Raw genomic sequence first — 25417 nt, 5'->3', positions numbered from 1 at the left:
GGTGTGGTGATTCTGAGAAATCAGAGGAAAGCGTCTTAGTGTTCGAAGAAATTAAAAGATATGATAAATCGGTTTAGTTTGTTTTTGGGAGGCTTGGGCCTGTTTGCCCTGCAAGGCTGCAAAACTCAGCAGGGAGAGCAGGCACAACTTCCGAATGTTATTTATGTCTTCCCCGACCAGTACCGTAATCAGGCTATGGAGTTCTGGGGACAGGATGGGTTTCGCGATAAGGTGAACTTCCGCAATGATCCGGTGCATACCCCTAACTTGAATGGTTTTGCCCGTGAAGCGCTGGTGTTAAGTTCTGCCCAGAGTAACTGTCCGTTGAGTAGCCCTCATCGAGGTATGCTGCTGACGGGGATGTATCCCAATAAAAGCGGGATACCTTTGAATTGTAATTCAGACCGGCCTATCAGTTCCCTGCGTGCCGACGTGGATTGTATAGGTGATGTATTCAATAAATCCGGATATGACTGCGCTTACTTTGGCAAGTTACACGCTGACTTTCCTACACCGAACGATCCGCAACGTCCCGGTCACTATGTAGAAGATCGCATACCTGCCTGGGATGCCTATACACCGAAAGAACGCCGTCACGGCTTTAATTACTGGTACTCCTACGGTACTTTTGATGAACATAAGAATCCCCGTTACTGGGATACGGATGGAAATCGTCACGATCCGAAAGAATGGTCACCGTTGCATGAGTCCAAGATGGTGGTTTCCTATCTGAAGAACGAAGGGAATGTGCGTGATCCGAAGAAACCTTTCTTTATAATGGTGGGTATGAATCCGCCCCACAGCCCGTACCGTTCATTGAATGATTGTATGGAAGAAGATTTCAACCTGTATAAAGATCAACCTCTGGACAGCCTTCTTATCCGTCCCAATGCAGATAAGAAGCGTGAAAAAGCAGAGAGCGTTCGCTACTACTTTGCCTCTGTTACCGGTGTAGACCGTGCCTTCGGACAGATCCTTGAAACACTGAAAGAGCAGGGTTTGGATAAGAATACGATTGTGATCTTTGCTTCCGACCATGGTGAAACAATGTGTAGTCAGTTCACGGATGATCCGAAGAATTCTCCTTATTCCGAATCTATGAATATACCGTTCCTGGTACGTTATCCCGGCCATATCCAACCGCGTGTAGACAATCTTCTGATGTCTGCGCCGGATATTATGCCGACTGTCCTGGGACTGTGTGGTTTGAGTGATTCCATTCCGTCTAATGTGCAAGGACGCAACTGGGCACCTCTTTTCTTCGATGAAAAGGCGGAAATTGAACGTCCCGGTGGTGCTTTGTATATCCAGAACCTGGACGGAGAAAAAGATGCGGACGGTAAAGTACAGACTTACTTCCCTTCTTCAAGAGGGTATAAGACGGCACGTTATACTTTGGCTTTCTATATTGATAAGAAAGACCATAAGCTGAAGAAAAGCCTGTTGTTTGATGATGAAAAGGACCCTTATCAGATGAATAATCTTCCGTTGGAAGAAAATAAAGAAATCGTTGCAGAACTTTGCCGTGAGATGGGCAAGGAGTTGAAGGCGATAGATGATCCTTGGTATAAGGAACGTATTCTTTCCGACATGATACCTTACTAAAACTCTCTTTTCTAAATGAAACTGCCTCCCTCGATTCGCTTGAATCAGAGGGAGGCAGCTTTTTTATAGGGTAGTGGAGCTTATTTATTTAGCTTCCACTCGCAGCCGTCTTTACCGTCTTTTATCTCAAAACCGAGTGCTGTAAGTTCATTGCGGATCTTATCACTGGTAGCCCAGTCTTTATTGGCTTTGGCCTTCATGCGCTCTTCCAGTAACATATCTACTACTTTACCGAAAGCAACTTCACGCTCTTCATTGGAATCGTTTTCTTCTTTCAGTCCCAAAATATCGAAGCAGAAGAGATGGAAAGTTTCTTTCAGCTCTTTCAGCTCATCGGCAGTGATGGTGTCGTTGCCTGCAATGATGTTGTTAATCATTCTGGCTCCGTCGAAAAGATGAGCAATGACTATCGGAGTATTCAAGTCATCATTCATGGCTTCATAGCACTTCTCACGCACTGCTTTCACATCTACGCTGGAAGTGGCGGACGGAGTGATCTTTTCCAGTCCGTTCACGGCATCCATCATTCGGGTTAATCCCTTCTCAGCTGCTTGCAAGGCTTCGTTACTGAAGTCTACCGTACTGCGATAGTGAGCTTGCAGGATGAAGAAGCGGATGGTCATCGGGCTGTATGCTTGTGTCAGCAACTTATGTGTGCCGTTGAAGAACTCGTCCAGATTGATGAAGTTTCCGTAAGACTTACCCATCTTCTGTCCGTTGATGGTAATCATATTGTTGTGCATCCAGTAATGTACCATGTCATTGCCTTGCGATGCAACCGATTGAGCGATCTCACATTCGTGGTGGGGGAAGATCAGGTCCATACCACCACCGTGAATATCGAAATGTTCGCCGAGGTATTTCTTACCCATGGCCGTACATTCGGCATGCCATCCCGGGAAACCATCGCTCCATGGAGAGGGCCAACGCATGATATGCTCCGGTTGGGCACATTTCCATAAGGCGAAGTCGGCGGGGTTATGCTTTTCAGTTTGTCCGTCCAGTTCGCGGGTGGTGTTCAGTACGTCATCCAGATTGCGGCCGGAGAGTTTTCCGTAATGGTAATCCTTATTGTATTTCTCTACGTCAAAGTAGACAGAGCCTTCACTGACATAAGCATAGCCATTCTTCAGGATCTCTTTCACCAACTCTATCTGCTCGATGATGTGTCCCGAAGCATGCGGTTCGATACTGGGTGAAAGTACGTTCAGCGCTTCCATTGCCTTGTGGTAACGGTTGATGTAGTATTGCGCTACTTCCATCGGCTCCAATTGTTCCAGTCGTGCTTTCTTGGCTATTTTATCTTCTCCGTCGTCAGCGTCATGTTCCAGATGGCCTACATCGGTGATGTTGCGGACATAACGTACCTTATATCCCAAGTGGGTGAGGTAGCGGAAAAGCAAGTCGAAAGTAATGGCAGGACGTGCATGTCCCAAGTGCGCGTCACCGTAAACGGTAGGACCGCAGACATACATACCTACATGTGGAGCGTGCAGTGGCACGAATAGCTCCTTTTTCCTATCTAAGGTGTTGTAAATTGTCAGTTGATGTTCCATAACGTTTGAGTTTTAGTTTTTTAAAGAGCACAAAGTTACAACAATTTCATAAGATAATAAGTTCTTTCATTCTTTTTCTTGCTGATAGTTGGAGGTAGACCGACTACCGAATCCTGTAAATCTTCATTTGGAAGTGGGCTTGTGAGACTTCGCTTTGTTTTTTGCAAACCGGATACTTAGTCCTATTCTTAGATTTAGGTAGTTTCCCGGTGTTTCTTTTACGTTGTATTGTTCCAGAATTTCGTGAGTATATATATTGCTTCGTTGGTAGTGCGCTGCAAATTTTCTTGTATGCACCGTATAGGAAAAGTCTGCTGTCAGGTATACAATGCTGGCTACTGCTTTGGAGATGTAAATTCCCGGAGAGAGGCAGAACCCATATTGAAGATTCTTGCTGTTGCCGACGGTGACTTTCACTTGTTCCACCTGATTATTCTCCTCTTCTTTGCGGAGATAGTCTATTGTGTTTGCATGCATATATTGTGCGCAGCCAAACGCAAGATAGGGTCTGAAGCTCCACGAATGTATATCTTGACGGTACATGGCTCCTAAGGTATAAGTGCCCTGCATTATATCATCTTTATCCATAGAACCGGTATAGGTGTAGTAGTGGGATGCTGGTTGTTTTTCCATCTTGTCCATTAACCTTTCTTCTGAATATGGTGACGAACCGTTGGAGTTTAAACTTAAGAAAGCTCCCCAATGCTTATGAAAGAAATATTGATATTTCATGGTTATACTTACATATGCTCGCTGCTTGCCTTGAAAAACAATCTCTCCAATCGGACTTTTATAAGAAGATGTATTGAACTCTGCTCCGAATGCAAGGTCGATGAAGTGCTCGTTTCGCCGCGCTGATTCCTTTTGTGCATGGATTTGTATGCTGTGTGTAATAAGCAGGCTGAAACATATTAAAGTGTAGTAGATAGCTTTCATGGAAGTATTTGTTTTAAAGTGGGACTGACTCAGTAAAGGATGACTTCTGTTTCTTCTGAAAGGATATTGCCGTCTTCTGTTTCCAGTTCAATGCGGAATTGATAATTTCCCGGCTGGGGATAGGTTAACAAGACCTTGTAGAAATCACCCCACGTTATAGTGGTGATAGGCTGTCCTTTGTCCAGACAATCACTACTGAGGTAATGTTCCCTAAAATTTTCACTTAACAGCATCGGAGGATACTCTTTGAATAATTTGTAGATATCGCTTCCCGCAGGATAATCTTCATTGAAATCGGTCAGTGTGATGATACGGAAAGCTATAATAGGGGATTTTAGGATATTTGTGCTGTAGTAATACTCTGAAATCGGGGATATTCGTATCAGATACGCTTCTTTGGGACATTGCCCATTTTCAATAATCACAGGATATGCTCCTGTGTTGTTGTATTGATTCAACTTAATGCCTGTTAGTTCGATGATACCTTCACTGTCATCATCATCGCAACACATAGCCGAGGTTAACATGAAGAGTGCGCACAGACCTGCATAGAATATGTTTTTAGTTTTCATTTTTTTTGTGCATTAGTATTAGTAATGGCAAATATATAAAAATAATGGTTTAATTGTTTTTCTTTAGCGGATTATCTACTTTTGTCAACGTATTTATATGGAAAAGAAGCGTGTATTGTTAGGTATGAGTGGAGGTACAGATAGTTCTGTTGCCGCCATGCTGTTGCAAGAGGCCGGTTATGAAGTAACCGGTGTGACGTTTCGTTTCTATGATTCGGAAGGCTTTGAAGAATCTCTGGATGATGCCCGTAATCTCGCTTCCCGCCTGAATATCCCGCACATCATCTATGATACCCGCGAATTATTCCGTGAGCGCATTATCCGCTATTTCGTAGATGAATATCTTTCCGCCCGTACCCCTGTTCCCTGTACTCTCTGTAACAATGAGCTGAAATGGCCGTTGCTGGCAAAGATTGCCGATGAAATGGGCGTTTATTGGATTTCTACCGGACACTACGTACGTAAAGTTTTCCGGGATGGCTATTACTTTATAGCCCCGGCTGCCGACCGTGATAAGGATCAGACTTTTTTCCTCTGGGGACTGCAACAGAACATTTTAGAACGTATGCTCCTTCCAATGGGTGACTGGACTAAAAATGAAGTGCGTGCCTATGCTGCTAAGCGCGGCTTTGAACGGACAGCAACCAAAAAGGATAGTCTTGGTGTATGCTTCTGCCCGATGGATTACCGCTCTTTCTTGCAGCGTGAAGTTCCGCAGAATGCTTTGCCGGGAAAAGGGCAATTTCTCGATGAAAGCGGGGCTTTTTTAGGTTGGCACGAAGGATATCCCTTCTATACGATTGGTCAGCGCAGAGGATTGGGTATTCATCTGAACCGTCCTGTTTTCGTAAAAGAGATACATAAAGAGAGGAACGAAGTGATACTTGCGCCTCTGGCTTCTCTTTACAAAGAGGAAATGCTGTTGAAAGACTGGAATATTGTGGATACTTCCCGTTTACTGAATTCCGGGGATGTCATTGTCAGGATTCGCTATCGGAAGCAAGCTAATCACTGCACTGTCAGTATAACGGATGAGAATCTCTTGCATGTGCTATTGCGCGAACCACTGGAATCCATTGCTTCCGGACAGGCTGCGGCATTTTATGATGAGGCAGGTCTGCTGCTGGGAGGAGGTATCATCCTGTAATTTTCGTACAATCATTCTTTTATTTGTTTCTGAACAAAAAAATAGTTTACTCTGTTTGAAATACAAAGACGTCTTTGTTTTGCGGAACAATTAAAACGAATAACAGTATGAAACGTATATATTTAATGATACTATTTGCCACTTTGGCAACAATCGTCTCTGCCCAAACGGACGATAAGGGATATAAAGAAGGAGCTTGGGTACTGAAAGGTGTGACAGGTATAAATATGTCGCAAACTGCAATGACAAACTGGTCGGCCGGTGGTGAGAATTCTATTGCCGGAAATGCTTACCTGAATGGTTCACTGACACATAAGAGCGGAAACTGGCTATGGGTGACGAACCTGGTGCTGGATTATGGTCTTTCGAAAACCAAATCGCAAGGGATGAGAAAGAGTTCCGATAAGATAGGATTATCTACCCAGTTGGGCTATGCAGCCACTAAAGTTTGGTATTATACGCTTATGGCTGACTTGAATACTCAATTTGCCAAAGGATATAATTATCCGGACAAGAGTCACTATATATCTAACTTCTTCGCTCCTGCCTATTCTAATGTGGCATTGGGTATGGAATATCGTCCGAAGAGTAATTATTCTATATTCCTTTCACCTGTCTCCACAAAGATGACCTTTGTGAGCGATGATTATCTTTCTGATTTAGGTTCTTTTGGTGTTGATCCGGGGGATCACTTTAAGATCGAAGCCGGAGCTTTCCTGAAAGCCCGTGCAGAGCTGCCTGTCATGGAAAATGTGAATCTGATTACTACAGCCGATTTCTTCACTCCTTATAATAAAGACTTTGGTAATGTGGATGTCAACTGGGATGTGCTCATCAGTATGAAGATTAATAAAGTACTATCAGCAACCCTGAATATGACACTGAAGTATGATAATGATGTGAAAACCTTTAATGATGAGGGCGTTGAAAGAGGGCCGAAGGTACAGTTCAAGGAGATACTGGGTATCGGATTGGCTTATAATTTCTGATAGCCTGGGATGACTGTTAGTTTCTCGGTGTGAAACTCACAGTATCAAGGCATGGAACAAAAATGAAAAAGGCCGCATCGGTTTTGTCTGATGCGGCCTTTCTTATTTATTATCGTATTGTCCTATGATATTGCAGGAATCAGTTGTTCAGTTCCAGCATTTCCTCGATATATTCCCTTGTATTGCTGAGACGCGGAACTTTGTGTTGTCCACCCAACTTTCCTTTTTGTGCCAGCCAGTCATGGAATAAATCTTTGCGGGCAACAATCACCTCCAGAGGTTGCAGAGCAATGTTCTTCTGTCGTTTTGCTTCATAATCGGAATTCACCTCTTTCAGTGTATCATCCAGTATTTTGGCAAAATTCTCTATACTGTCCGGTGCCTGTACAAACTCAATCAACCATTGGTGACGGCATTTAGCATTGGCATCCATAAATACAGGAGCAGCCGAATAATCGGAAATCAATGCTCCGGTAGCCTCGCAAGCCCTTGCCAAACCTTTTTCCGCATTATCCACAATCAATTCTTCACCGAAAGCATTGATGAAATGCTTGGTACGTCCGGTGATGACGAATTTATATGGATCTTTTTGCGTGAACTTCACGGTGTCTCCAATCATATAGCGCCACAAACCCGCAGAGGTAGAGATAACCAATGCATAATTCTTGTCCACTTCCACTTCTTCCAGGCAGTAGATGCGGGGATTCTCTTTACCTACATCTTCCAATGGGATGAACTCATAGAATATACCGTAGTCGATCATCAACAGCATGGACGGATCATTCGGATCGTTTTGCGTACCGAAATACCCTTCGGAAGCATTGTACGTTTCTACATAATGCATTTTGGGTGATCGGATCACTTCTTTATATTGTTCACGATAAGGGGTGAAAGCAACACCACCATGGAAGAAGACTTCCAGATTGGGCCATATTTCTTCCAGCGATTGTTTACCGGTCTTTTCAAGAATACGCTTAATGAGTACTAACATCCATGAAGGAACGCCCGAAAGGCTCGTTACATCTTTTGATACGGCACTGTTGGCGATTGCTTCTATCTTCTTTTCAAAGTCGCTCATAAGAGCAATTTTCTTGCTCGGAACACGGACGCAGTTCACTAACGGATGTATATTTTGTATCAGGATAGCAGAAAGATCACCTACAAGTCCGTGCCTGGAGTTGAGGTTGGGGCTGTGGCTTCCGCCTAAAATCAAACCTTGTCCGGAGAAAAAGCGGCTGTCAGGATTCTGACCCAGATAGAGGGCAACCGCATCTTTACCGCCTTGATAATGTGTGTCATTCAATGCTTCTTTGCTGACGGGCAGGAACTTACTTTTATCGTTCGTTGTGCCCGAGGACTTGGCAAACCAGCGTATCTCCGAAGGCCAGAGCAGGTTTTGTTCTCCTGCACGCAGTCGTTCCACATACGGCTTTACCTCTTCGTAAGTCTGTATGGGTAGTCTGTTTCTAAAGTCTTCATAAGTATGAATGCTTTTATAATCATATTTCTTTCCCCATTCTGTATTTTCTGCCATGCGCACTAAGCGGTCGAGAACTCGGTGTTGAAGTTCTCCTGCGCGGTTAGCATAGAAGTCGATTTTTTTCAGGCGAGGGGCAAAATACACCTTATCCAGCAATGTTGTGATATTCATCTCTCTTAGTTAAAACTATTTTGTTGCGCAAAAATAATCTTATTTATCGGCTTCTCTATCTTTTTTCTCTTTTTTTTCTATCTTTACGGACCTAAAGAACAATAATTCAAACAAAAGTGTCATGAGAATCGGTATTTTGACTTCGGGGGGCGATTGTCCCGGCATCAATGCCACCATTCGTGGAGTGTGCAAAACTGCAATCAATCATTACGGGATGGAAGTTGTGGGCATTCATAGTGGCTTTCAGGGGTTGCTTACCAAGGATGTGGAGTCGTTTACTGATAAATCTTTGTCCGGTTTGTTGAACCAGGGCGGTACAATGCTCGGCACTTCCCGCGAGAAACCTTTCAAGAAGAACGGTGTGATATCCGATGTCAATAAACCGGCATTGATAGAACAGAATATCAAGGAATTAGGGCTGGATTGTGTGGTTTGTATCGGTGGTAACGGTACGCAGAAGACTGCTGCCAAACTGGCTGCCATGGGACTGAACATCGTATCTGTGCCTAAGACTATCGACAATGATATCTGGGGAACGGATTTCTCTTTCGGATTTGATTCGGCTGTAAGTATTGCTACGGATGCCATTGACCGCCTGCACTCTACTGCCAGTTCGCACAAGCGGGTGATGGTGATCGAGGTAATGGGGCATAAGGCAGGCTGGATTGCATTATATTCCGGTATGGCAGGTGGCGGTGATGTTATCCTGATACCCGAGATTCCTTATAATATCCATAATATAGGTGAGACTATTCTGAACCGACTGAAGAAAGGGAAACCTTATTCCATCGTGGTGGTGGCCGAAGGCATACAGACGGATGGCCGGAAACGTGCCGCTGAGTACATTGCTCAGGAGATAGAATACGAAACGGGTATTGAAACCCGCGAAACTGTGCTTGGCTATATCCAGCGGGGAGGTTCGCCCACACCTTTCGACCGGAATCTGTCTACCCGCATGGGTGGGCATGCTACGGAACTGATTGCAACAGAACAGTTTGGCCGGATGATTACGTTGAAAGGGGATGAGATTTCTTCTGCGCCACTGGAGGAAATTGCAGGGAAGTTGAAACTGGTGACGGAGGATAATGATCTGGTTGTTCAGGGACGCCGGATGGGAATTTGTTTCGGCTGATGATGATGTGGGCGAAGATTATTCGCCCTTACATTCGTCCATTTCAGGATTTTCTACAGGCAGAATCGTTTCAGGATTTTCTTCAATCAGAGTCTCCTCTGTGAGTTCATCAGTTTCTTCTGTATTCTCAGACAAATGATTCTGCGCTTTTGTGGCTTCTATTTGTTCTTTGAATGCAGCATCATTCTTTATTTTCTTCAAGGCAGCCTGTGCGGCATTTTGCTGAGACTCCTTTTTAGAGTATCCGGTTCCTTTTCCAGCCGAAATACCTTCTATGCGGATTTCGGTATGAAACATGGGGTTATAATCTTCATCAAGGAATTGCTCGATAAGCTCAAATGAGACCTCAACTTTGCTTTTCTGGCTCCATTCAATCAGCTTCGATTTGAAGTTGACCTCTTTACGCGACATCTTGTCGAGGTCAATGTGATTCTTGAATATCTTTTCTTCCATGAACCGCTTGCAGCGCTCGTAGCCTTGATCCAGATAGATGGCACCGATAAATGCTTCGAAAGCATTTCCGTACATATAACTATTGTGCGAGGAAGAACGGGTGGAATATTTTACCAGCTTGTCCAGTCCTATTTCTACTGCCAACTTGTTCAGAGTTTCCCGTTGCACGATTTTGGAACGTGTATTTGTGAGAAATCCTTCGCGACGGCCTTCGAAATGCTTATAGACAATATCTCCCACGATGGCGTCAAGAATGGCGTCACCCAGGAATTCCAGTCGTTCATTATTCAAAGGGCGTCCCTTTTCTGAGCGGATGGAGGTGGATTTGTGCAACAAAGCCTGCTGGTAGAGCTGGATGTTGTGGGGATAGAATCCCAGGATCTTATAAAAACAAAAATAAGACTCTTTGTCCTTACGGAATAAGAGCCTTATTTTGTCTATTTGATTACGTAACACGACTGATTATTCTGCGTATTTCTTAAAAATAACACATGCATTATGACCGCCAAATCCAAATGTATTGGACAGGGCTACGTTCACTTCGCGTTTTTGAGCTTTGTTGAACGTAAGGTTAAGGTCATAGTCGATGTTTTCGTCGTTATCACCCTCTTCGTGGTTGATAGTCGGAGGTACGATGCCATTCTTGATTGCAAGAATACTTGCGATGGCTTCCACCGCACCGGCGGCGCCCAGCAAGTGACCAGTCATGGATTTTGTTGAACTGATGTTCAATTCAAATGCATGCTCGCCAAATACTTCTTTAATAGCTTTAGCTTCCGATATATCACCTACAGGAGTAGAAGTACCGTGAACATTGATATAATCTACTTCCTCGGGGCTCATCTCGGCATCTTCCAACGCATTTCTCATCACTAACTTGGCTCCAAGTCCTTCCGGATGAGAAGCGGTCAGATGGTGAGCGTCGGCAGACATTCCTACACCGGCAACTTCTGCATAAATCTTAGCACCACGTGCTTTGGCGTGTTCCAGCTCTTCAAGAACCAGGCAACCGCCACCTTCACCCATCACGAAACCGTCACGGCTTGCGCTGAACGGACGAGATGCGGTTGTAGGAGATTCATTGCGTGTTGATAATGCGTGCATAGCATTGAAACCGCCTACACCGCCAACGGTGATTGCAGCTTCCGAACCACCACTCACAATTATATTAGCCTTACCCAAACGGATCAGGTTGAAGGCATCAGCAATAGCATTTGTGGAAGTAGCGCATGCAGAACAAGTTGCGTAGTTGGGACCGTGAAAACCATACATAATAGAAATCTGTCCGGCTGCAATATCCGAAATCATCTTGGGGATGAAGAACGGATTGAACTTAGGACCGTTTTCTTTACCGGTTAAGGCATAGTTACTTACCTCTTCTTCGAATGTACGGATACCACCGATACCGGCGCCAAAAATGACGCCAATTCTGTTTAAATCCTCATTTTCGATGTCAAGACCGGAATCTTCAACCGCTTCTTTTGCGACGGCAATGGCATATTGTGTATACAAGTCCATCTTGCGGGCTTCTTTGCGGTCGATATATTTGGTAGCTTCGAAGTCTTTCACTTCGCAGGCAAATTGGGTCTTGAAAAGGGAAGCATCGAAATGAGTAATAGGTCCTGCTCCACTAACCCCATTCACAAGGTTTTCCCAAAAATCGGAAACATTGTTGCCAATGGGAGTAATGGCGCCGAGACCTGTTACTACAACTCTTTTTAATTCCATATTAAATTGATGGATAGGATTACTTAGCGTGTTCTTCGATGTAAGAAACGGCGTCGCCTACAGTACCAATCTTTTCAGCTTGGTCATCCGGAATGGAGATGCCGAATTCCTTTTCGAATTCCATGATAAGCTCTACGGTGTCAAGAGAATCAGCTCCTAAATCGTTAGTGAAGCTAGCTTCGTTAGTAACTTCTGATTCTTCAACGCCTAACTTGTCGACGATGATCGCTTTCACTCTTGATGCAATTTCAGACATAACTTTAAGTTTTTAATTAATAATTAGTTTTATTTCTTTAAATTTGCGGGGCAAAGGAATAAATATTTATCGTCACTCGCAAATATTTAGGGAATTAAATGCAATGTTTTGCACATTTTTCACGGTTTTGTGCACTAAAAAGAAGAAATATGAGGAAAAATATCGCAGTTTTAGCATCGGGAAGCGGCACAAATGCCGAAAATATCATCCGTTATTTCCGGGAAAAAAGTTCGGCTTGTGTGGCCTTGGTTTTAACTAATCGTCAGAATGCGTTCGTTTTAGAGCGTTCTCGTGGGCTGGAAGTGCCTTGCTTTTATTTTCCGAAGAGTGACTGGGAGAATGGAGAGGCGATTTTATCGGTGTTGCGGGAGCATGATATTGATTTTGTAGTGCTGGCCGGTTTTCTGGCGCGCGTGCCGGATACTATTTTGCATGCTTATCCTAATAAAATGATAAATATACATCCTTCGTTGTTGCCGAAGTTCGGCGGAAAGGGCATGTATGGCGACCGTGTACACGAAGCGGTGATTGCTGCGGGCGAGAAGGAAAGTGGTATCACTATTCATTATACTAATGAACATTATGATGAGGGTGCCATTATTTGCCAGGTGAAATGCCCGGTGTTGCCGGAAGATACGCCGGATGATCTGGCACAACGTATTCATGCGCTGGAATATGACACTTATCCCAAAGTGATAGAAAAATTGCTTGAATCCGAAGGCTAAAACTTTATAACTTTATCATACCCGGTTCTGTTCTGAGCCGTATCTGCTCCGTGTTATCTCCGTGTCATCTCCGTGTCTTAGAGTATGGAGCTGGTACGGACTTACTACGGAGCTGGTACGGAGTTGTTACGGAGGACTTACGGAGATGCTACGGAGTTATTACGGAGAATGCTGTCTTTTCTCTCCGTAGCGGATAATCTCCTCTTAGCTTTTCAAATAGTTCGGGGTGAGCTTTCAACGCTTCGCAGTCTTTTCGCGGATCATACATTTTTAAATAGGCTTCTGTAGGGGTAGATGCTATGATGATCGGATTTTCGGGTTTGGGCGGATTGATGTGATAGTCGGCTTGTATGCCGAAGTGCCGGCACAGGGAGCCCAAAGACATTCGCGTAGCATTTGCTTTTCCGTCTGCCGAGTATCCGGCGATATGGGGGGTGCCGATGAATACCTTATATAATAAGGAGAGATTAATGTCGGGCTCGTTTTCCCATACGTCAATGACGGCATCGGAAATCAGGCCGGTTTGAAGAGCTTTCAATAAAGCGGCTGTTTCTATTACTTCTCCGCGGGAAGTATTGATGATGATGGGAGAACGTTTGAGGGAACGGAAGAAAGCTTCATCGGCCAGATGAAAAGTTTTATATTTCCCTTCCTTATATAAAGGTACGTGGAAAGTGATAACATCACATTCTTCGGCAAGCAGCTGCAAAGAGCAGAAGTCTGTACTTCCTTCTTTCTCTTCTCGTGGTAAGTCATTCAGCAATACCCGCATGCCTAATTCGCGAGCCACTTTAGCCGCTTTGGTGCCTACGTTTCCTACTCCGACAATGCCGATGGTCATTTCTGATAAGTTTTTTCCTTTCAGGAGATTTATCAATAAGAGTGTGGATTGCAAGTATTGTGCTACGGAAGCGGAGTTGCATCCCGGTGCATTAGTCCAGGTTATGCCCGCTTCGTGGCAATACTCCGTATCTATATGATCGAAGCCGATTGTGGCTGTAGCAATGAATTGTACCCGGCTTCCTTGTAGTAATTCGCGGTTGCATTGAGTGCGTGTGCGGATTATTAGTGCATCTGCATCTTTCACTAAAGCAGGGGTGAAGTCTTTTCCGGGGACATATATTACTTCGTCGGCTATTTTCCCGATAGCTTCCTTTATAAAAGGTATTTTATTGTCAACAATAACTTTCATGGAATTCTGTTTTTTGAATATAGGCAAATTTAGAAATTAATTATATGTATGGGGCTATGTTATAGTAACAAAGTATAGCTGGTTTCTATTTTCTTATGAAAGTTGCTTTGATTTGTTAACGTATTCTTCATACGAATCCTTTCATCTTATCTTATTGAAGGTGTTATGGGGTAGTAAAAATATGAAATAAATAAGGAAGAGGATATTTTGCTTTTGGAGCAAGATGGGAATAAAAAGTGGGGAACGGTTGCTTGTGTGGGAAATATTGCATAACTTTGTATTATTGTATAACTGTAAAGTTCGTTAAGATTATGGCATTTAGTAACCTTTGCAACAGCATTTTTGAAAAGTCAGTCGCGGATTATCATGTAACGGATAGCGTGGATGCGCCGATGAACAATCCTTACGAGTTGAAGACGATTGAGTATTATCTGTATTTGAAGAATTGGATTGATGCCGTGCAATGGCATTTTGAAGATATTATACGTGATCCGCAGATTGAACCGAATGCGGCATTGATTTTGAAACGAAGAATAGACAAGTCTAATCAGGACAGAACAGACTTGGTAGAACTGATCGATAGCTATTTCCTGGATAAATATAAAGATGTGAAACCGATGGCGGAGGCTACCATTAATACGGAAAGTCCCGCATGGGCGATAGACCGTCTTTCTATTCTTGCATTAAAGATCTATCACATGCAAAAGGAGGTGGAACGTACGGATACTACTCCCGAACATCATGCTCAATGCCAGGCTAAACTGGACATCCTTCTGGAACAAAAGCAAGATCTTTCGTCGGCCATTGACCAATTGCTGGCTGATATTGAATCCGGAAAAAAATATATGAAAGTATATAAACAGATGAAGATGTATAATGACCCGGCCTTGAATCCGGTGCTTTATGCAAAAAGATAACGAATGGCACGTATCCTCATTATCCGTTTCTCTGCGCTTGGCGATGTAGCCATGACGATTCCGGTAGTGCATTCGCTGGCAGCCGAATATCCTCAGCATGAAATCATAGTGCTGAGTCGTACTGCATTGCAACCTCTTTTTCTGAAGTTGCCTGAGAATGTAAGCTTTTACGGTGCCGATTTGTCGGGGAAACATAAAGGATTACGAGGATTAAACAGTTTGTATGCAGAACTAAAAGGGCTACATTTTGATTATGTGGCCGATTTTCATGATATACTTCGCGCGAAATACTTACGATGGCGTTTTCGGTTGGATGGCGTGCCTGTAGCTGCAATATGCAAGGGGCGGGCAGGTAAGAAGAAACTGGTTCGCCGTCATCATAAGGTTTTTGAAAAGCAGGAAAGCTCTTTCCGGCGCTATGCTGATGTGCTGGAAAAGCTGGGACTTCCGGTTCAATTGAAGTTCACCTCCATCTATGGAGAGGGAAAAGGTGATTTCTCGCAAATAGAACCGGTAGTAGGCCCGAAAGGGAATAATAAATGGATAGGTATTGCTCCTTTTGCTAAACACAAGGGTAAGATTTATCCGGTAGAGCAGCAGGAACGGGTTGTTGCCCATTTTGCCGCAATGCCGGATGTGAAAGTTTTCCTTTTGGGTGGAGGGAAGAGTGAAAAGGAGGTATTCGACCGCTGGACCGCTAAGTATCCTTCCGTCATATCGTTGATTGGTAAGCTGAAAATGGATACGGAATTGAATCTGATGAGTCATTTGGATGTGATTCTTTCCATGGACTCCGCTAATATGCATTTGGCGTCTCTGGTCAATGTGCCTGTTGTTTCCGTATGGGGTGCTACGCATCCTTATGCCGGATTCATGGGGTGGAAACAGTTGCCGGCCAATACGGTGCAGCTTGACTTGTCCTGCCGTCCATGTTCGGTTTACGGGCAGAAGCCCTGCTGGCGTGGCGATTATGCTTGCCTGAGGGAGATAAAACCTGAAGAGATTATTGCGAAGATTGAAGAGAATATAAGGTAAATGATGGATAAATATTTTAGAATGACGGGACCGTCTAAAAAGGTGAAGGCAGAGTAAAATATGAAAATAATAGTAAATCCTGCATACGAACATTTGCGGAAATTTGTAGAAAGCATTCCTGATATCTTTGAAAGTGAGGGAAGGGTGATCTACTCTGGAAGAAACCTCATCAAGGTGATGACGGTGGACGATGGATTGGAGATCAATATAAAACGTTATGGGGTTCCGGCTTTGGTAAATCGGATTGCTTATTCTTTTTTTCGTGCCCCGAAAGGAAGGCGCGCCTTTTCATATCCCAATATACTGCTTCAGAGAGGCTTTGAGACCCCGGTTCCTATCGCTTATATCGAAGAGTGCAAGTGCGGTTTGATCAAATACTCTTATTTTATCAGTCTTCAATCTTCCTATCGAAGAAACTTTTATGAATTCGGCAATGCCGATGTTAACGATTGCCGGGATGTTGTTATAGCCTTTGCCCGTTATACGGCTCGCCTGCATGAATCCGATATTATGCATCGGGATTATTCTCCCGGAAATATCCTGTTCGATAAGATAGACGGTGAATATCATTTTATGTTAGTGGATATCAATCGCATGAGCTTCGGTAAGATCAGTATTGATATGGGGTGTGCCAATTTTGCCCGTTTATGGGGACAGAAAGCCTTTTTTGAATTACTTGCCAGAGAATATGCACGGGCACGCAATGCTGATGAACAATACTGCGTTGATAAAGTGCTTGCACACCGGAAGAAGTTCTGGATTTATTTTGCAAAGAAACATCAAGTGAAGTATAAACTGGAGCTATAGAGAGAAGTATGCGTATTGTCTTATTCTGTGAAAATAAGTATGCTGTTGATATATTATTGCCTATATATCAGGAAGCGGTAAAGTCGGAGGCGAATCATATCTTGTGGTATGTGCATCTTCCGAAGATCCCGGTTTTTCCACTGGATGGAAAAGTTGTTTATACACATTCGATGCAGGAGGTTTATGATTTTTCTCCGGAAGCTATATTTGTGCCGGGTAATATTGTTCCCTATTATTTACCGGGTGTGAAGATACAGGTTTTTCATGGCTATGCGGCAGAAAAGAAAGATCATTGGATCATCCGTCGCTATTTTGACACCTATTTCACCCAAGGTCCTTTTTTTACGAAAAAGTTTAAGGAATTAGCAGCCGAATATAAAGATTTTGAGGTCGTGGAGACCGGCTGGCCCAAGCAGGATTGGATAAAAAATCATTGGCATGATTTTGACCGGGAACGTGAAGAACTGTTGAAACTGCATGGAAAAAGTCAAATTGTATTATATGCGCCTACTTTTTCACCAAGTTTAACATCTCTTCCTGCATTAAAAGAGGCTTTGCTGCATTTAGTAAAGATGAGGGATATCGTTCTGTTATTGAAGTTGCATCCGTTGACTAAAAAAGAGTGGGTGGATGAATATAAACAACTGGCAGAACAAGAAGAACACATTATATGGGAAGACGGCTTTAATGTTACAAAGTATCAGTTAATGTCCGATGTCATGATAAGTGACACTTCCTCAACGGTATATGAATTCTTGCTTCTGGGACGTCCGGTAATCACTTATCGCACCATAGCGAAAGACATTTACTGGACTGATATAACGGATACATCCCAATTGGTGGACGCCTTTGAAAGTGTGCAGCATGATGAAAGCGCTATTGCGAAAAGACGATGGGTGGTTGATAACTACGATCCGTACCTGGATGGGAATGTAGCCAGGCGAATGCTGGAAGCGGCTGAAGATTATATTCGCCGTCATGGTGTTCCGAGAGAGCGGAAGTTGAACCTCTGGAGAAAATATACGAGTATAAAGACGTTCGGAAGGATAAAGAAGTGATGAAAAGTAATGTAGAATTATTAAAAAGCAGAAATATGAAATCTTATGTTTTTCCGGGAAATATAGAAGAGCGGATTCTTCGAATCGCAGGAGAACCTTTTCCGTATATGCGCACTGCTTTGTTTTCTGAAATAGTGAAAGACTCAGAGCGTATGTTGCTGGAGCTGATACATTGTCCAGGCGGTCGTGTTATCTTCTATACTGCTTCAGGAACCGGTGCGATGGATGCTGTGGTTACCAATTATGTTTCCCTGAAAAAGAAAGCTTTTATTATAGCCGGCGGTTCATTCGGCTACCGCTGGAAGAGTCTCTGCGAGTACTATCAGGTTCAGAATGAAGTTTTTGAAGTTCCTTTTGCTCGTGATATTGATTATGCCCGGCTGGAAAATGCTGTGGCTGCTTCGCGTCCGGATGTGTTTTTATGTCAACATCATGAAACCTCTACCGGTCAACTGTTTGATTTAAAGAAAATTTCTGCTATTTGCAGGAAACATAATGTTTCGCTGGTTGTTGATGCTATTAGTTCTTTCTTGTCCGATGATTTGGATATGGAAGAGTTGAATATTGACATCTGTATTACCAGTAGTCAGAAGGGGCTGAATATAGCCCCGGGTTTGTCGTTTCTGTTTCTTTCGCCTAGAATCCTACAGACTGATTTTTTGCATAAATCTTATTATTTTGATTTTGCTGAGAATCTGAAGAATCTGGAACGCGGTCAGACACCTTACAGTCCGGCCACCAGTTTGTTTATGCAATTGCATGCCCGTTTAAAGGAGAATGTACTCCTTGGGGTTGACAAAATCATTGCTTCCGTGCGTGCTAAAGCACTGTATTTTCGTGAGCTGTGCAGACAGAATGGTTGGGAAGTTCCGGCGGAAGTACCATCCAATTGCATTACGGGGTTCTTTGTCCGCCGGAATGGGGATATTCTCTTTAATGAATTGTTGAAGCAAGACATATTCATTATGCCGGGTGGCACTCCTTGTTATTTCAGGGTTTCTCATTTGGGAGTTCAAAGTGAAGAGGATCTGGATGATCTGGCAAAGAGAATTAAAGAAATAGAATACCGATAAATCTATATAATATGGAAAGAAAGAAAATCAGAGTATTCACATCCGGTAGTTTTGACCTGTTTCATATCGGGCATCTGAACATATTGGAACGTTCGGCGGCATTGGGCGATGAACTTATAGTCGGCGTAAGCACAGATGAGCTGATACAGCATTACAAAGGAATGCCGCCTATTATTCCCTTTGAACAACGTTTCCGGATTATCTCGTCTTTGAAGTGTGTGACTAAAGCTGTGAAGCAAGTGAAGCTTACTGAGGTGGCACAATTACAGAGAGAAGATATTGATATAGTAACCATTGGGGATGATTGGATAAATAAGTATCTGGAGGGGCTTGAGTGGATGAAGCAACAGCCCGGTAAGGAAGTGGTTTATTTTCCTTATACTCCCGATGTAAGCACTACAGGTATTAAGAAGAAAATAATAGAGAGTACAAGTGAGATTATCAGGGCAGCGCTACAACGTGAGGCTGAATTAGATTATAATTGGCCGGAAGATCAGAAAAAATGAAGTTGAATTAAAGAATTGATACATGTTAGTCTCATTAATGATATCTACATATAATTGGAAAGAGGCCTTGTCCCTATGTCTGTACAGCGCTTTCGCTCAGACCGTGAAGCCTTGTGAGATTCTGATTGCAGATGATGGCTCACGTGACGACACCAAGCAGCTGATTGATAAGATGCGGGCAAAGACCGATATTCCTATTGTGCATGTATGGCACGAGGACAAAGGTTTCCGTCTTTCCGCTATCCGTAATCGCTCCATTGAAAGGGCGAAGGGGGATTATATTATCCAGATTGATGGTGATATCCTTTTGGATAGGCACTTTATCGCTGACCATCTGGAATTGGCGGAGAAGGGATACTTTGTATGTGGCAGTCGGGTGCTTTTGGGGAGAATGGCTACTGCCCGGTTACTTAGAGGGGTGGAAACTCATCCTGCACTTTTTAAACAAGACCTTAGCTTTTTGTTGAACGCTTTCCGTTCACACACTTTACGTTTGTATTTGGCAAATCGTTATGCCAAGAATAGCATGCTGAGAATCCGGGGCTGTAATATGGCTTTCTGGAAAGAAGATTTGTTCCGTGTTAACGGTTATAATGAGTCTCTGGAGATGTGGGGACAGGAAGATGTGGAAATTTCCTATCGATTAATCCATGCAGGTATCCAAAAGAAGCAATTGAAGATGGGGGGGGTACAATTTCATCTCTATCACAAATTTGCTTCACGGGAGAATTTGGAATATCACGAACAGGTGTTGAGACAAGTTATTGAGGAGAAGACGATATGGTGTGAGAATGGGATCGTGAAAGAAGATAAAGCATATAAAGAGAATAATGGATGAAACGAGAGCATTACCTTTAATAAGCATTATAGTACCGGTTTATAATGTGAAGGATTATGTGGAGAAATGTCTTGACTCTATCTGTGGGCAAACTTATAAGAATCTGGAGATAGTTGTGGTGGACGATGGTTCGACTGATGGCTCCGGGGAAATCTGTGATACTTATGCTTCAAAAGATAGACGGATAAAGGTAATTCATCGTAAAAACGGAGGTTTGAGTGCAGCCCGGAATGAAGGTTTGGATGCAGCTACGGGAGAGTTTCTCGGTTTCGTAGATAGTGATGACTGGATTGATCTTGATATGTTCAAGTTTTTGTATGAGCTGCTGGAGACAGAGGAGGCGGATATATCAATCTGTTCACATTATATTGAAAGATCGGGTAGGACAAAGATAAAATATAACTCGGATGAGGTTTTGAATTTAGTGCCTCGCGATGCTATGCGCCTTTTAGTTGAGGATGATATTATTCGAAATTTTGCGTGGGATAAACTTTACAGAAGGACTTTGTTTCGTGAATTGAGATTTCCGCAGGGGCGTTATTTTGAGGACATTGCTGTCATGTACAAGGTGTTTTATCAAGCACGGAAAATTGTAATGAAAGGGCATCCCAAGTATCATTATATGGTGCGTACTAATAGTATAACAGGAAGTAAATATAATCCCGAAAAAGAATATCATATGTTTCTGGCTGTATACGAACAATGTACTTTTATTCAGGAAAAACAGTTGTGGAATAAAGCACCTGTATTTATTATTCGGAGTGGAGTACATCTTATAGATCATATAATGCTTGTGCCTCTTTCGCCTGTTGCAGAAGAAATAGTAAGAGATGTGCTCAGTAAAATGCATCAGTACAATGATATTTCGTTTCGACAGATTGGTATGGCTATTGCTATAAAGCGTTGGGCTATTTATCATAATCTTTCGAGATATCGTTCTGTCTATCGTTTTGTCAGGTCAATATTTAAGTCGAAAAGTCATCGCTTTTGAGAATTTGTCTGCAAATAAAGTGAGTAATATGGAAGGTTTACCTTTAATAAGTATTATCATACCAGTATATAACGTAAACGAATACTTGGAAAAGTGTTTACGTTCAGTCTGTGGACAGACCTATCAGAATCTTGAGATTATTGTGGTGGATGATGGGTCTACTGATGGATCGGGAGAAATATGTGATATGTTTGCTGAAACAGATAGTCGGATCAAAGTGATTCATCAGGTAAACAAAGGGCAAAGTTGTGCGAGAAATGAAGGATTGACCATTGCCCGAGGCGAATATATTGGTTTTGTGGATAGTGATGACTGGATTGATCCTGATATGTATGAATTTCTATATCATTTGTTGGTAGATAATGATGCAGATATATCCGTGTGTGCTCATTATATAGAGACGACTACCCGGACTAAAGTACGCTATTCATCGGGGACACTCACTTCTTTTTCAAGTGATGAGGCCATACGAGCCTTAGTTATTGATAAGCGGGTAAGGAATTATATATGGGATAAATTGTTTAAACGACAAGCATTTTCTGGAATACGCTTTCCTGAAAATCAGATATTTGAAGATATGGCCGTTTGCTACCGTGTTTTTCATAAGGTACGCCGGATAGTCATGCAAGATTGTCCGAAATATCATTATTTGCGTCGTGAGGGGAGTACAGTTCTGGATAAGCAGTATGATCCACAAAAAGAATATTTGTGGTTCTTGCGGATATATGAGCAGGTGAAGTTTGTGCAAGCAAATGGAATATGGCATAAGGCACCTCGTTATGTACATAAATATGGAATACATTCGATTGATAAAATTCTCATGCTTCCTTCTTCTCCACAACTTGATTCCATAATAAAAGATATAATAGCTAAAATGCAGGAATTTAAGGATGTAAGATGGCCTCAAGTGGATTTCCTATTTCTTTTGAAACGCTGTCTGCTATATCAAAATCTGAGTGTTTATCGTTCGATGAACTTATTTTTTAAGTCTGGGAAGAAGATACCTCAAGCATAATAATAGATTACTAAAGGAAATTAAGATATAATGAATACAATAAATAAAGCAAGAGTTATTGCATTTTATCTCCCCCAGTTTCATCCGATACCTGAAAATGATGAATGGTGGATGAAGGGTTTTACCGAATGGACTAATGTAGGGAAAGCACGATCATTATTTCCGGGGCATTATCAGCCTAAAGTTCCGGCAGACTTAGGTTATTATGATTTGAGAGTTCCCGAGACTCGTCAGGCTCAGGCTGATATGGCGAGAGAATACGGCATAGAAGGATTTTGTTATTGGCACTATTGGTTTGGGAATGGTAAGCGATTATTAGAACGTCCTTTTAATGAGGTATTGGCTTCTGGTAAGCCAGATTTTCCTTTTTGCCTAGCTTGGGCCAATGAGTCGTGGAAAGGCTTTTTTCATGGAGTAAAAACCAAACAGGCGTTGATTACCCAGCTTTATCCAGGAGAAGACGATTATATAGCCCACTTTGAAACAGTGTTGCCTGCTTTTAAAGATCCTCGTTACATAACAGTAGATGATAAACCTGTTTTCATGATTTATCAACCTTTTCAACATCCGCAGATAAAAGAGTTTATGGCTTTGTGGCAGAAATTAGCTATGAATAATGGTTTGAAAGGTATTTTTTTCATAGGTCAAACATATCATTTGACGGAGGAAAGAACCGAATTGATGGATATGGGATTTGATGCTATTAATGTAACACGTTTGTTTGATTTTGAAAAGAAAGCAAAGTTTCTTTATAAATGTGCCAAGTGGAGGCATCGGATTTTTCGTTGTCCTAAAATTATGGAGTACAAGAAAGTGAGTCGTTTTTTTGTTGGAGATGAAGAGTATGCCCCTGAAATTATACCAACAATCATTCCCAATTGGGATCATTCACCTCGTTCTTTAAATAAGGCATTGGTATTGAATCATGCAGAACCAGCCTATTTTGACCGGCATGTGAAAGATGTGATTGCACGTATTGAAAATAAACCTTTGGAGCATCGTCTTGCTTTTGTGAAATCATGGAATGAGTGGGGGGAAGGAAATTATCTGGAGCCGGATTTGCGCTATGGAAAGCGTTATTTGGAAGTGATAAAAAAATATATCAGTATCGTTTGAATATTAATTGTTGTTTTTGTAAAAGATAAAGTTGAAAAGTATGCCTCAGGTTGCTATAATTATACCGGTACATAATACAGCGGCTTATCTAAAGCGTTGTGTGGAATCTGTTCGTAATCAGACTTTGAAAGATATTGAGATTATTTTAGTAGATAATCTTTCTAGTGATGGATCAGCACAGATTTGTGATGATTACGTTTTAGTGGATTCTCGTATAAGGACACTTCATTTAACTGTTGCTGGCCTTTCTGTTGCAAGAAATGCTGGCATTGCTGCCAGTGTAGCTCCTTATATTGGTTTTGTTGATAGCGATGACTGGATTGAAGCGACAATGTATGAAGATTTGTTAAAGACATTGGTTTCTTGTGGAGCTGATATGTCCTATTGTAATTATTGTTATGAATATGCAGATGGACATAAAGAACAGTTGTATCCAAATTCTGGTAAAATATACTCTTTGATGCCTAAAGATGTTGTACGAGATATCTTACTAGATAAAGTTAGTAGTTCTTCTTGTACAAAACTATTTAAAAGGGATTTGTTCGATTCATTTACTTTCCCTGAAGGCGTATGTTATGAAGATCATTTAACTGTTTATAAATGGGCTTCAAAATGTAAAAAAATAGGTTGGATAGATAAGTCATATTATAATTATTTGCAGAGGGAAGGAAGTATTTGCCATAGTCCAGATTTGAGGAAGTTGTATGATTATTTTTTAGCAGAATATGACAGATTAGCTTTTGTTGAGAACACAACTCTCTTTAATACTAAAGAACGCGGGATATTAACAGCTAGAGTAGTAGGGCATTGTTTGTGGATTTTCAATACGTTTATTCGAAAACCTAATCATACTTTATATAAGCAAGAAATGAAAGCTATGAAGTTACGGTTGCATGATTTCCTTTCTTTATCCAAGGATGTTGTTGATCCTCAGAGTTATAAGCGCTTACGGAAAATATCCTATTTTTGGCCTCTGTACTATTTAACCCATTGCTCTAAGAAAAAATGAAAGATGTATTATTCATTATGGAATCCTTGGATGGAGGAGGAGCGGAAAAGGCTTTGATTGAATATCTTAAAAATTTTGATTATACACGTTATCGTGTATCGCTTTGTCTCTTGTTCTATCAAGGTCTTTATTTAAAGGATATTCCTGAAAACGTTACGGTTATTCCGTTATATACCCAAAACAACTCTTTTCGAAGAAAGTCTTTTCGTTATTATCGAAAATATCATAATTCTTGGCTTATGTCTTTTCAGATAAGGCGTAAGTTACAACGGCATTATGATACAATTATCTCTTTTATGGAAGGCTGGCCTTTATTATTTCATAGTTTTGTAATGAAGAGAGCTGATAGGAATGTAACATGGGTACATCGTGACTTGTTGAACTACCCGACTTCTGACTGTTTTTATAGTTCGAGTTTGGAAAGAAAATGTTATGAAGATGTTGATTGCGTAATTTTTGTTTCTAATACTGCAAAGGAGAACTTTGATAAGTTGTATCTGGTGAATACGCCTAAAGAGTGCTTATACAATGTGGTTGATGCAAAAGAAATTAAAGAAAAAGCTGGAGAAGAAAATGTTACTGGAAATGTATTCACTATAACTTCTATTGGTAGCTTATATAAAGTGAAGGGATATGACCGCTTGCTTCGTGTTGCAAAAATGTTAAAAAACAATGGTTATTCCCTTTCTTTCCAAATACTAGGTTGCGGATCAGAATTGGATAATCTGCTGACCTTGCGGAACGAATTGGGGTTAGAAGAAGAGGTGCTTTTTTTAGGATTTGAGGAGAATCCTTATCCTTATTTGAAAAAAACAGATCTATTTGTCAGTACTTCATTGTCTGAAGGTCTTCCTTATGTGATTTGTGAAGCCTTTGTTTTGGGTATACCTGTAGTAGCTACTGAAACAGCCGGTGCTATTGAACTTTTAGATAATGGCAAATATGGAATTCTGACAGGACAGGATGATATTTCAATTTATGAAGGGCTTAGGAAGCTGATTGATAACGAAGAATCAAGAGACGAATATCACTTGAAATCACTAATTCGGGCGGAGATGTTCAATGTAGATGAAGCAATGAAGAGTGTGTATAGCTTAATTTAGGGAGAAG

At 41.9% G+C, this 25417-nt stretch carries 25 protein-coding genes; 17 read left to right on the top strand and 8 right to left on the bottom strand.

The genetic code is table 11. From position 1 onward, the window contains the following. The first annotated feature begins 60 nt into the window (after positions 1 to 60). Entirely contained in the window at positions 61 to 1605 is a 1545-nt protein-coding gene (locus tag K6V21_RS04180; protein WP_224320931.1) for a sulfatase, read from the top strand. Between the two features lie 80 nt (positions 1606 to 1685). Here K6V21_RS04180 and cysS read toward each other — a convergent pair whose 3' ends face one another. The 3 genes from cysS to K6V21_RS04165 form a co-directional block, all read right to left on the bottom strand. Further along, entirely contained in the window at positions 1686 to 3161 is a 1476-nt protein-coding gene (gene cysS, locus K6V21_RS04175; protein ID WP_217716110.1) for a cysteine--tRNA ligase, read from the bottom strand. A gap of 123 nt (positions 3162 to 3284) precedes the next feature. Continuing rightward, a complete protein-coding gene (locus K6V21_RS04170; RefSeq protein ID WP_224320930.1) occupies positions 3285 to 4097 on the bottom strand; it encodes a hypothetical protein in 813 nt (270 codons plus the stop codon). 29 nt (positions 4098 to 4126) lie between these two features. Then, entirely contained in the window at positions 4127 to 4669 is a 543-nt protein-coding gene (locus K6V21_RS04165; RefSeq protein ID WP_217716112.1) for a DUF5034 domain-containing protein, read from the bottom strand. Between the two features lie 97 nt (positions 4670 to 4766). Here K6V21_RS04165 and mnmA point away from each other — a divergent pair, with 97 nt between their 5' ends. Next, positions 4767 to 5816 (top strand): tRNA 2-thiouridine(34) synthase MnmA, encoded by a 1050-nt coding sequence (gene mnmA / locus K6V21_RS04160; protein ID WP_224320929.1) that lies wholly within the window; start codon positions 4767 to 4769, stop codon positions 5814 to 5816. Between the two features lie 107 nt (positions 5817 to 5923). Then, positions 5924 to 6805, top strand: coding sequence for a DUF3078 domain-containing protein (locus K6V21_RS04155; RefSeq protein WP_007210986.1), 882 nt, complete (start codon positions 5924 to 5926; stop codon positions 6803 to 6805). A gap of 139 nt (positions 6806 to 6944) precedes the next feature. Here the strand turns inward: K6V21_RS04155 and K6V21_RS04150 are convergent, their stop codons facing one another. Next, complete coding sequence (locus K6V21_RS04150; RefSeq protein ID WP_007216811.1) at positions 6945 to 8456, bottom strand: GH3 auxin-responsive promoter family protein; 1512 nt, start codon at positions 8454 to 8456, stop codon at positions 6945 to 6947. 121 nt (positions 8457 to 8577) lie between these two features. Here K6V21_RS04150 and K6V21_RS04145 point away from each other — a divergent pair, with 121 nt between their 5' ends. Next, entirely contained in the window at positions 8578 to 9588 is a 1011-nt protein-coding gene (locus tag K6V21_RS04145; protein ID WP_007216812.1) for an ATP-dependent 6-phosphofructokinase, read from the top strand. An 18-nt stretch (positions 9589 to 9606) separates the two neighbouring features. Here the strand turns inward: K6V21_RS04145 and rnc are convergent, their stop codons facing one another. The 3 genes from rnc to K6V21_RS04130 are packed head-to-tail and all read right to left on the bottom strand — an operon-like array spanning position 9607 to position 12025. After that, positions 9607 to 10497 (bottom strand): ribonuclease III, encoded by an 891-nt coding sequence (gene rnc / locus K6V21_RS04140; protein WP_224320928.1) that lies wholly within the window; start codon positions 10495 to 10497, stop codon positions 9607 to 9609. Positions 10498 to 10503: 6 nt separating this feature from the next. After that, the gene (gene fabF, locus K6V21_RS04135) at positions 10504 to 11769 is read right to left on the bottom strand and encodes a beta-ketoacyl-ACP synthase II (protein WP_217716114.1); all 1266 of its coding nucleotides are present in this window, start codon (positions 11767 to 11769) and stop codon (positions 10504 to 10506) included. Positions 11770 to 11788: 19 nt separating this feature from the next. Continuing rightward, the gene (locus tag K6V21_RS04130; RefSeq protein WP_004291965.1) at positions 11789 to 12025 is read right to left on the bottom strand and encodes an acyl carrier protein; all 237 of its coding nucleotides are present in this window, start codon (positions 12023 to 12025) and stop codon (positions 11789 to 11791) included. A 149-nt stretch (positions 12026 to 12174) separates the two neighbouring features. On the opposite strand from K6V21_RS04130, the gene purN reads away from it, so the two are divergent. After that, on the top strand, positions 12175 to 12750 hold the full coding sequence (gene purN / locus K6V21_RS04125) for a phosphoribosylglycinamide formyltransferase (RefSeq protein WP_217716115.1): 576 nt from the start codon (positions 12175 to 12177) through the stop codon (positions 12748 to 12750). Positions 12751 to 12898: 148 nt separating this feature from the next. On the opposite strand, the gene pdxB is transcribed toward purN, so the two are convergent. Continuing rightward, a complete protein-coding gene (gene pdxB, locus K6V21_RS04120) occupies positions 12899 to 13942 on the bottom strand; it encodes a 4-phosphoerythronate dehydrogenase PdxB (RefSeq protein ID WP_224320927.1) in 1044 nt (347 codons plus the stop codon). A 311-nt stretch (positions 13943 to 14253) separates the two neighbouring features. On the opposite strand from pdxB, the gene K6V21_RS04115 reads away from it, so the two are divergent. From K6V21_RS04115 to K6V21_RS04060, 12 genes are read left to right on the top strand one after another with little or no spacing between them, the layout of a single operon-like run. Then, positions 14254 to 14859 carry a DUF4254 domain-containing protein gene (locus K6V21_RS04115; RefSeq protein ID WP_224320926.1) on the top strand — a complete coding sequence of 202 codons (606 nt, stop codon included), beginning with the start codon at positions 14254 to 14256 and terminating at the stop codon, positions 14857 to 14859. A gap of 3 nt (positions 14860 to 14862) precedes the next feature. Continuing rightward, on the top strand, positions 14863 to 15894 hold the full coding sequence (locus K6V21_RS04110) for a glycosyltransferase family 9 protein (protein WP_224320925.1): 1032 nt from the start codon (positions 14863 to 14865) through the stop codon (positions 15892 to 15894). A 60-nt stretch (positions 15895 to 15954) separates the two neighbouring features. Further along, positions 15955 to 16701: a lipopolysaccharide kinase InaA family protein gene (locus K6V21_RS04105; protein ID WP_217716119.1), complete on the top strand. Its 747-nt coding sequence runs from the start codon at positions 15955 to 15957 to the stop codon at positions 16699 to 16701. Between the two features lie 8 nt (positions 16702 to 16709). Then, positions 16710 to 17759 carry a CDP-glycerol glycerophosphotransferase family protein gene (locus K6V21_RS04100; RefSeq protein WP_224320924.1) on the top strand — a complete coding sequence of 350 codons (1050 nt, stop codon included), beginning with the start codon at positions 16710 to 16712 and terminating at the stop codon, positions 17757 to 17759. A 35-nt stretch (positions 17760 to 17794) separates the two neighbouring features. Beyond that, positions 17795 to 18832 (top strand): pyridoxal-phosphate-dependent aminotransferase family protein, encoded by a 1038-nt coding sequence (locus tag K6V21_RS04095; RefSeq protein WP_044265405.1) that lies wholly within the window; start codon positions 17795 to 17797, stop codon positions 18830 to 18832. A gap of 11 nt (positions 18833 to 18843) precedes the next feature. Next, the gene (locus tag K6V21_RS04090) at positions 18844 to 19338 is read left to right on the top strand and encodes an adenylyltransferase/cytidyltransferase family protein (protein ID WP_007210973.1); all 495 of its coding nucleotides are present in this window, start codon (positions 18844 to 18846) and stop codon (positions 19336 to 19338) included. Between the two features lie 22 nt (positions 19339 to 19360). Then, positions 19361 to 20176: a glycosyltransferase family 2 protein gene (locus K6V21_RS04085; RefSeq protein ID WP_217716122.1), complete on the top strand. Its 816-nt coding sequence runs from the start codon at positions 19361 to 19363 to the stop codon at positions 20174 to 20176. Continuing rightward, a complete protein-coding gene (locus K6V21_RS04080; protein WP_224320923.1) occupies positions 20169 to 21167 on the top strand; it encodes a glycosyltransferase family 2 protein in 999 nt (332 codons plus the stop codon). The genes K6V21_RS04085 and K6V21_RS04080 overlap by 8 nt, the downstream gene beginning before the upstream one ends. Positions 21168 to 21195: 28 nt before the next feature. After that, positions 21196 to 22182 (top strand): glycosyltransferase family 2 protein, encoded by a 987-nt coding sequence (locus tag K6V21_RS04075; RefSeq protein WP_224320922.1) that lies wholly within the window; start codon positions 21196 to 21198, stop codon positions 22180 to 22182. A 30-nt stretch (positions 22183 to 22212) separates the two neighbouring features. Continuing rightward, positions 22213 to 23298 carry a glycoside hydrolase family 99-like domain-containing protein gene (locus K6V21_RS04070; protein ID WP_224320921.1) on the top strand — a complete coding sequence of 362 codons (1086 nt, stop codon included), beginning with the start codon at positions 22213 to 22215 and terminating at the stop codon, positions 23296 to 23298. A gap of 40 nt (positions 23299 to 23338) precedes the next feature. After that, the gene (locus K6V21_RS04065) at positions 23339 to 24307 is read left to right on the top strand and encodes a glycosyltransferase family 2 protein (RefSeq protein WP_224320920.1); all 969 of its coding nucleotides are present in this window, start codon (positions 23339 to 23341) and stop codon (positions 24305 to 24307) included. Continuing rightward, entirely contained in the window at positions 24304 to 25410 is a 1107-nt protein-coding gene (locus tag K6V21_RS04060) for a glycosyltransferase (RefSeq protein ID WP_224320919.1), read from the top strand. Before K6V21_RS04065 ends, K6V21_RS04060 begins: the two co-directional genes overlap by 4 nt. Positions 25411 to 25417: the final 7 nt, after the last annotated feature.

The organism is Bacteroides cellulosilyticus (genome assembly GCF_020091405.1).
GTDB lineage: Bacteria > Bacteroidota > Bacteroidia > Bacteroidales > Bacteroidaceae > Bacteroides.
Note: the sequence above shows the minus strand (reverse complement) of the source record. Positions and strands in the feature narration are given on the sequence as shown.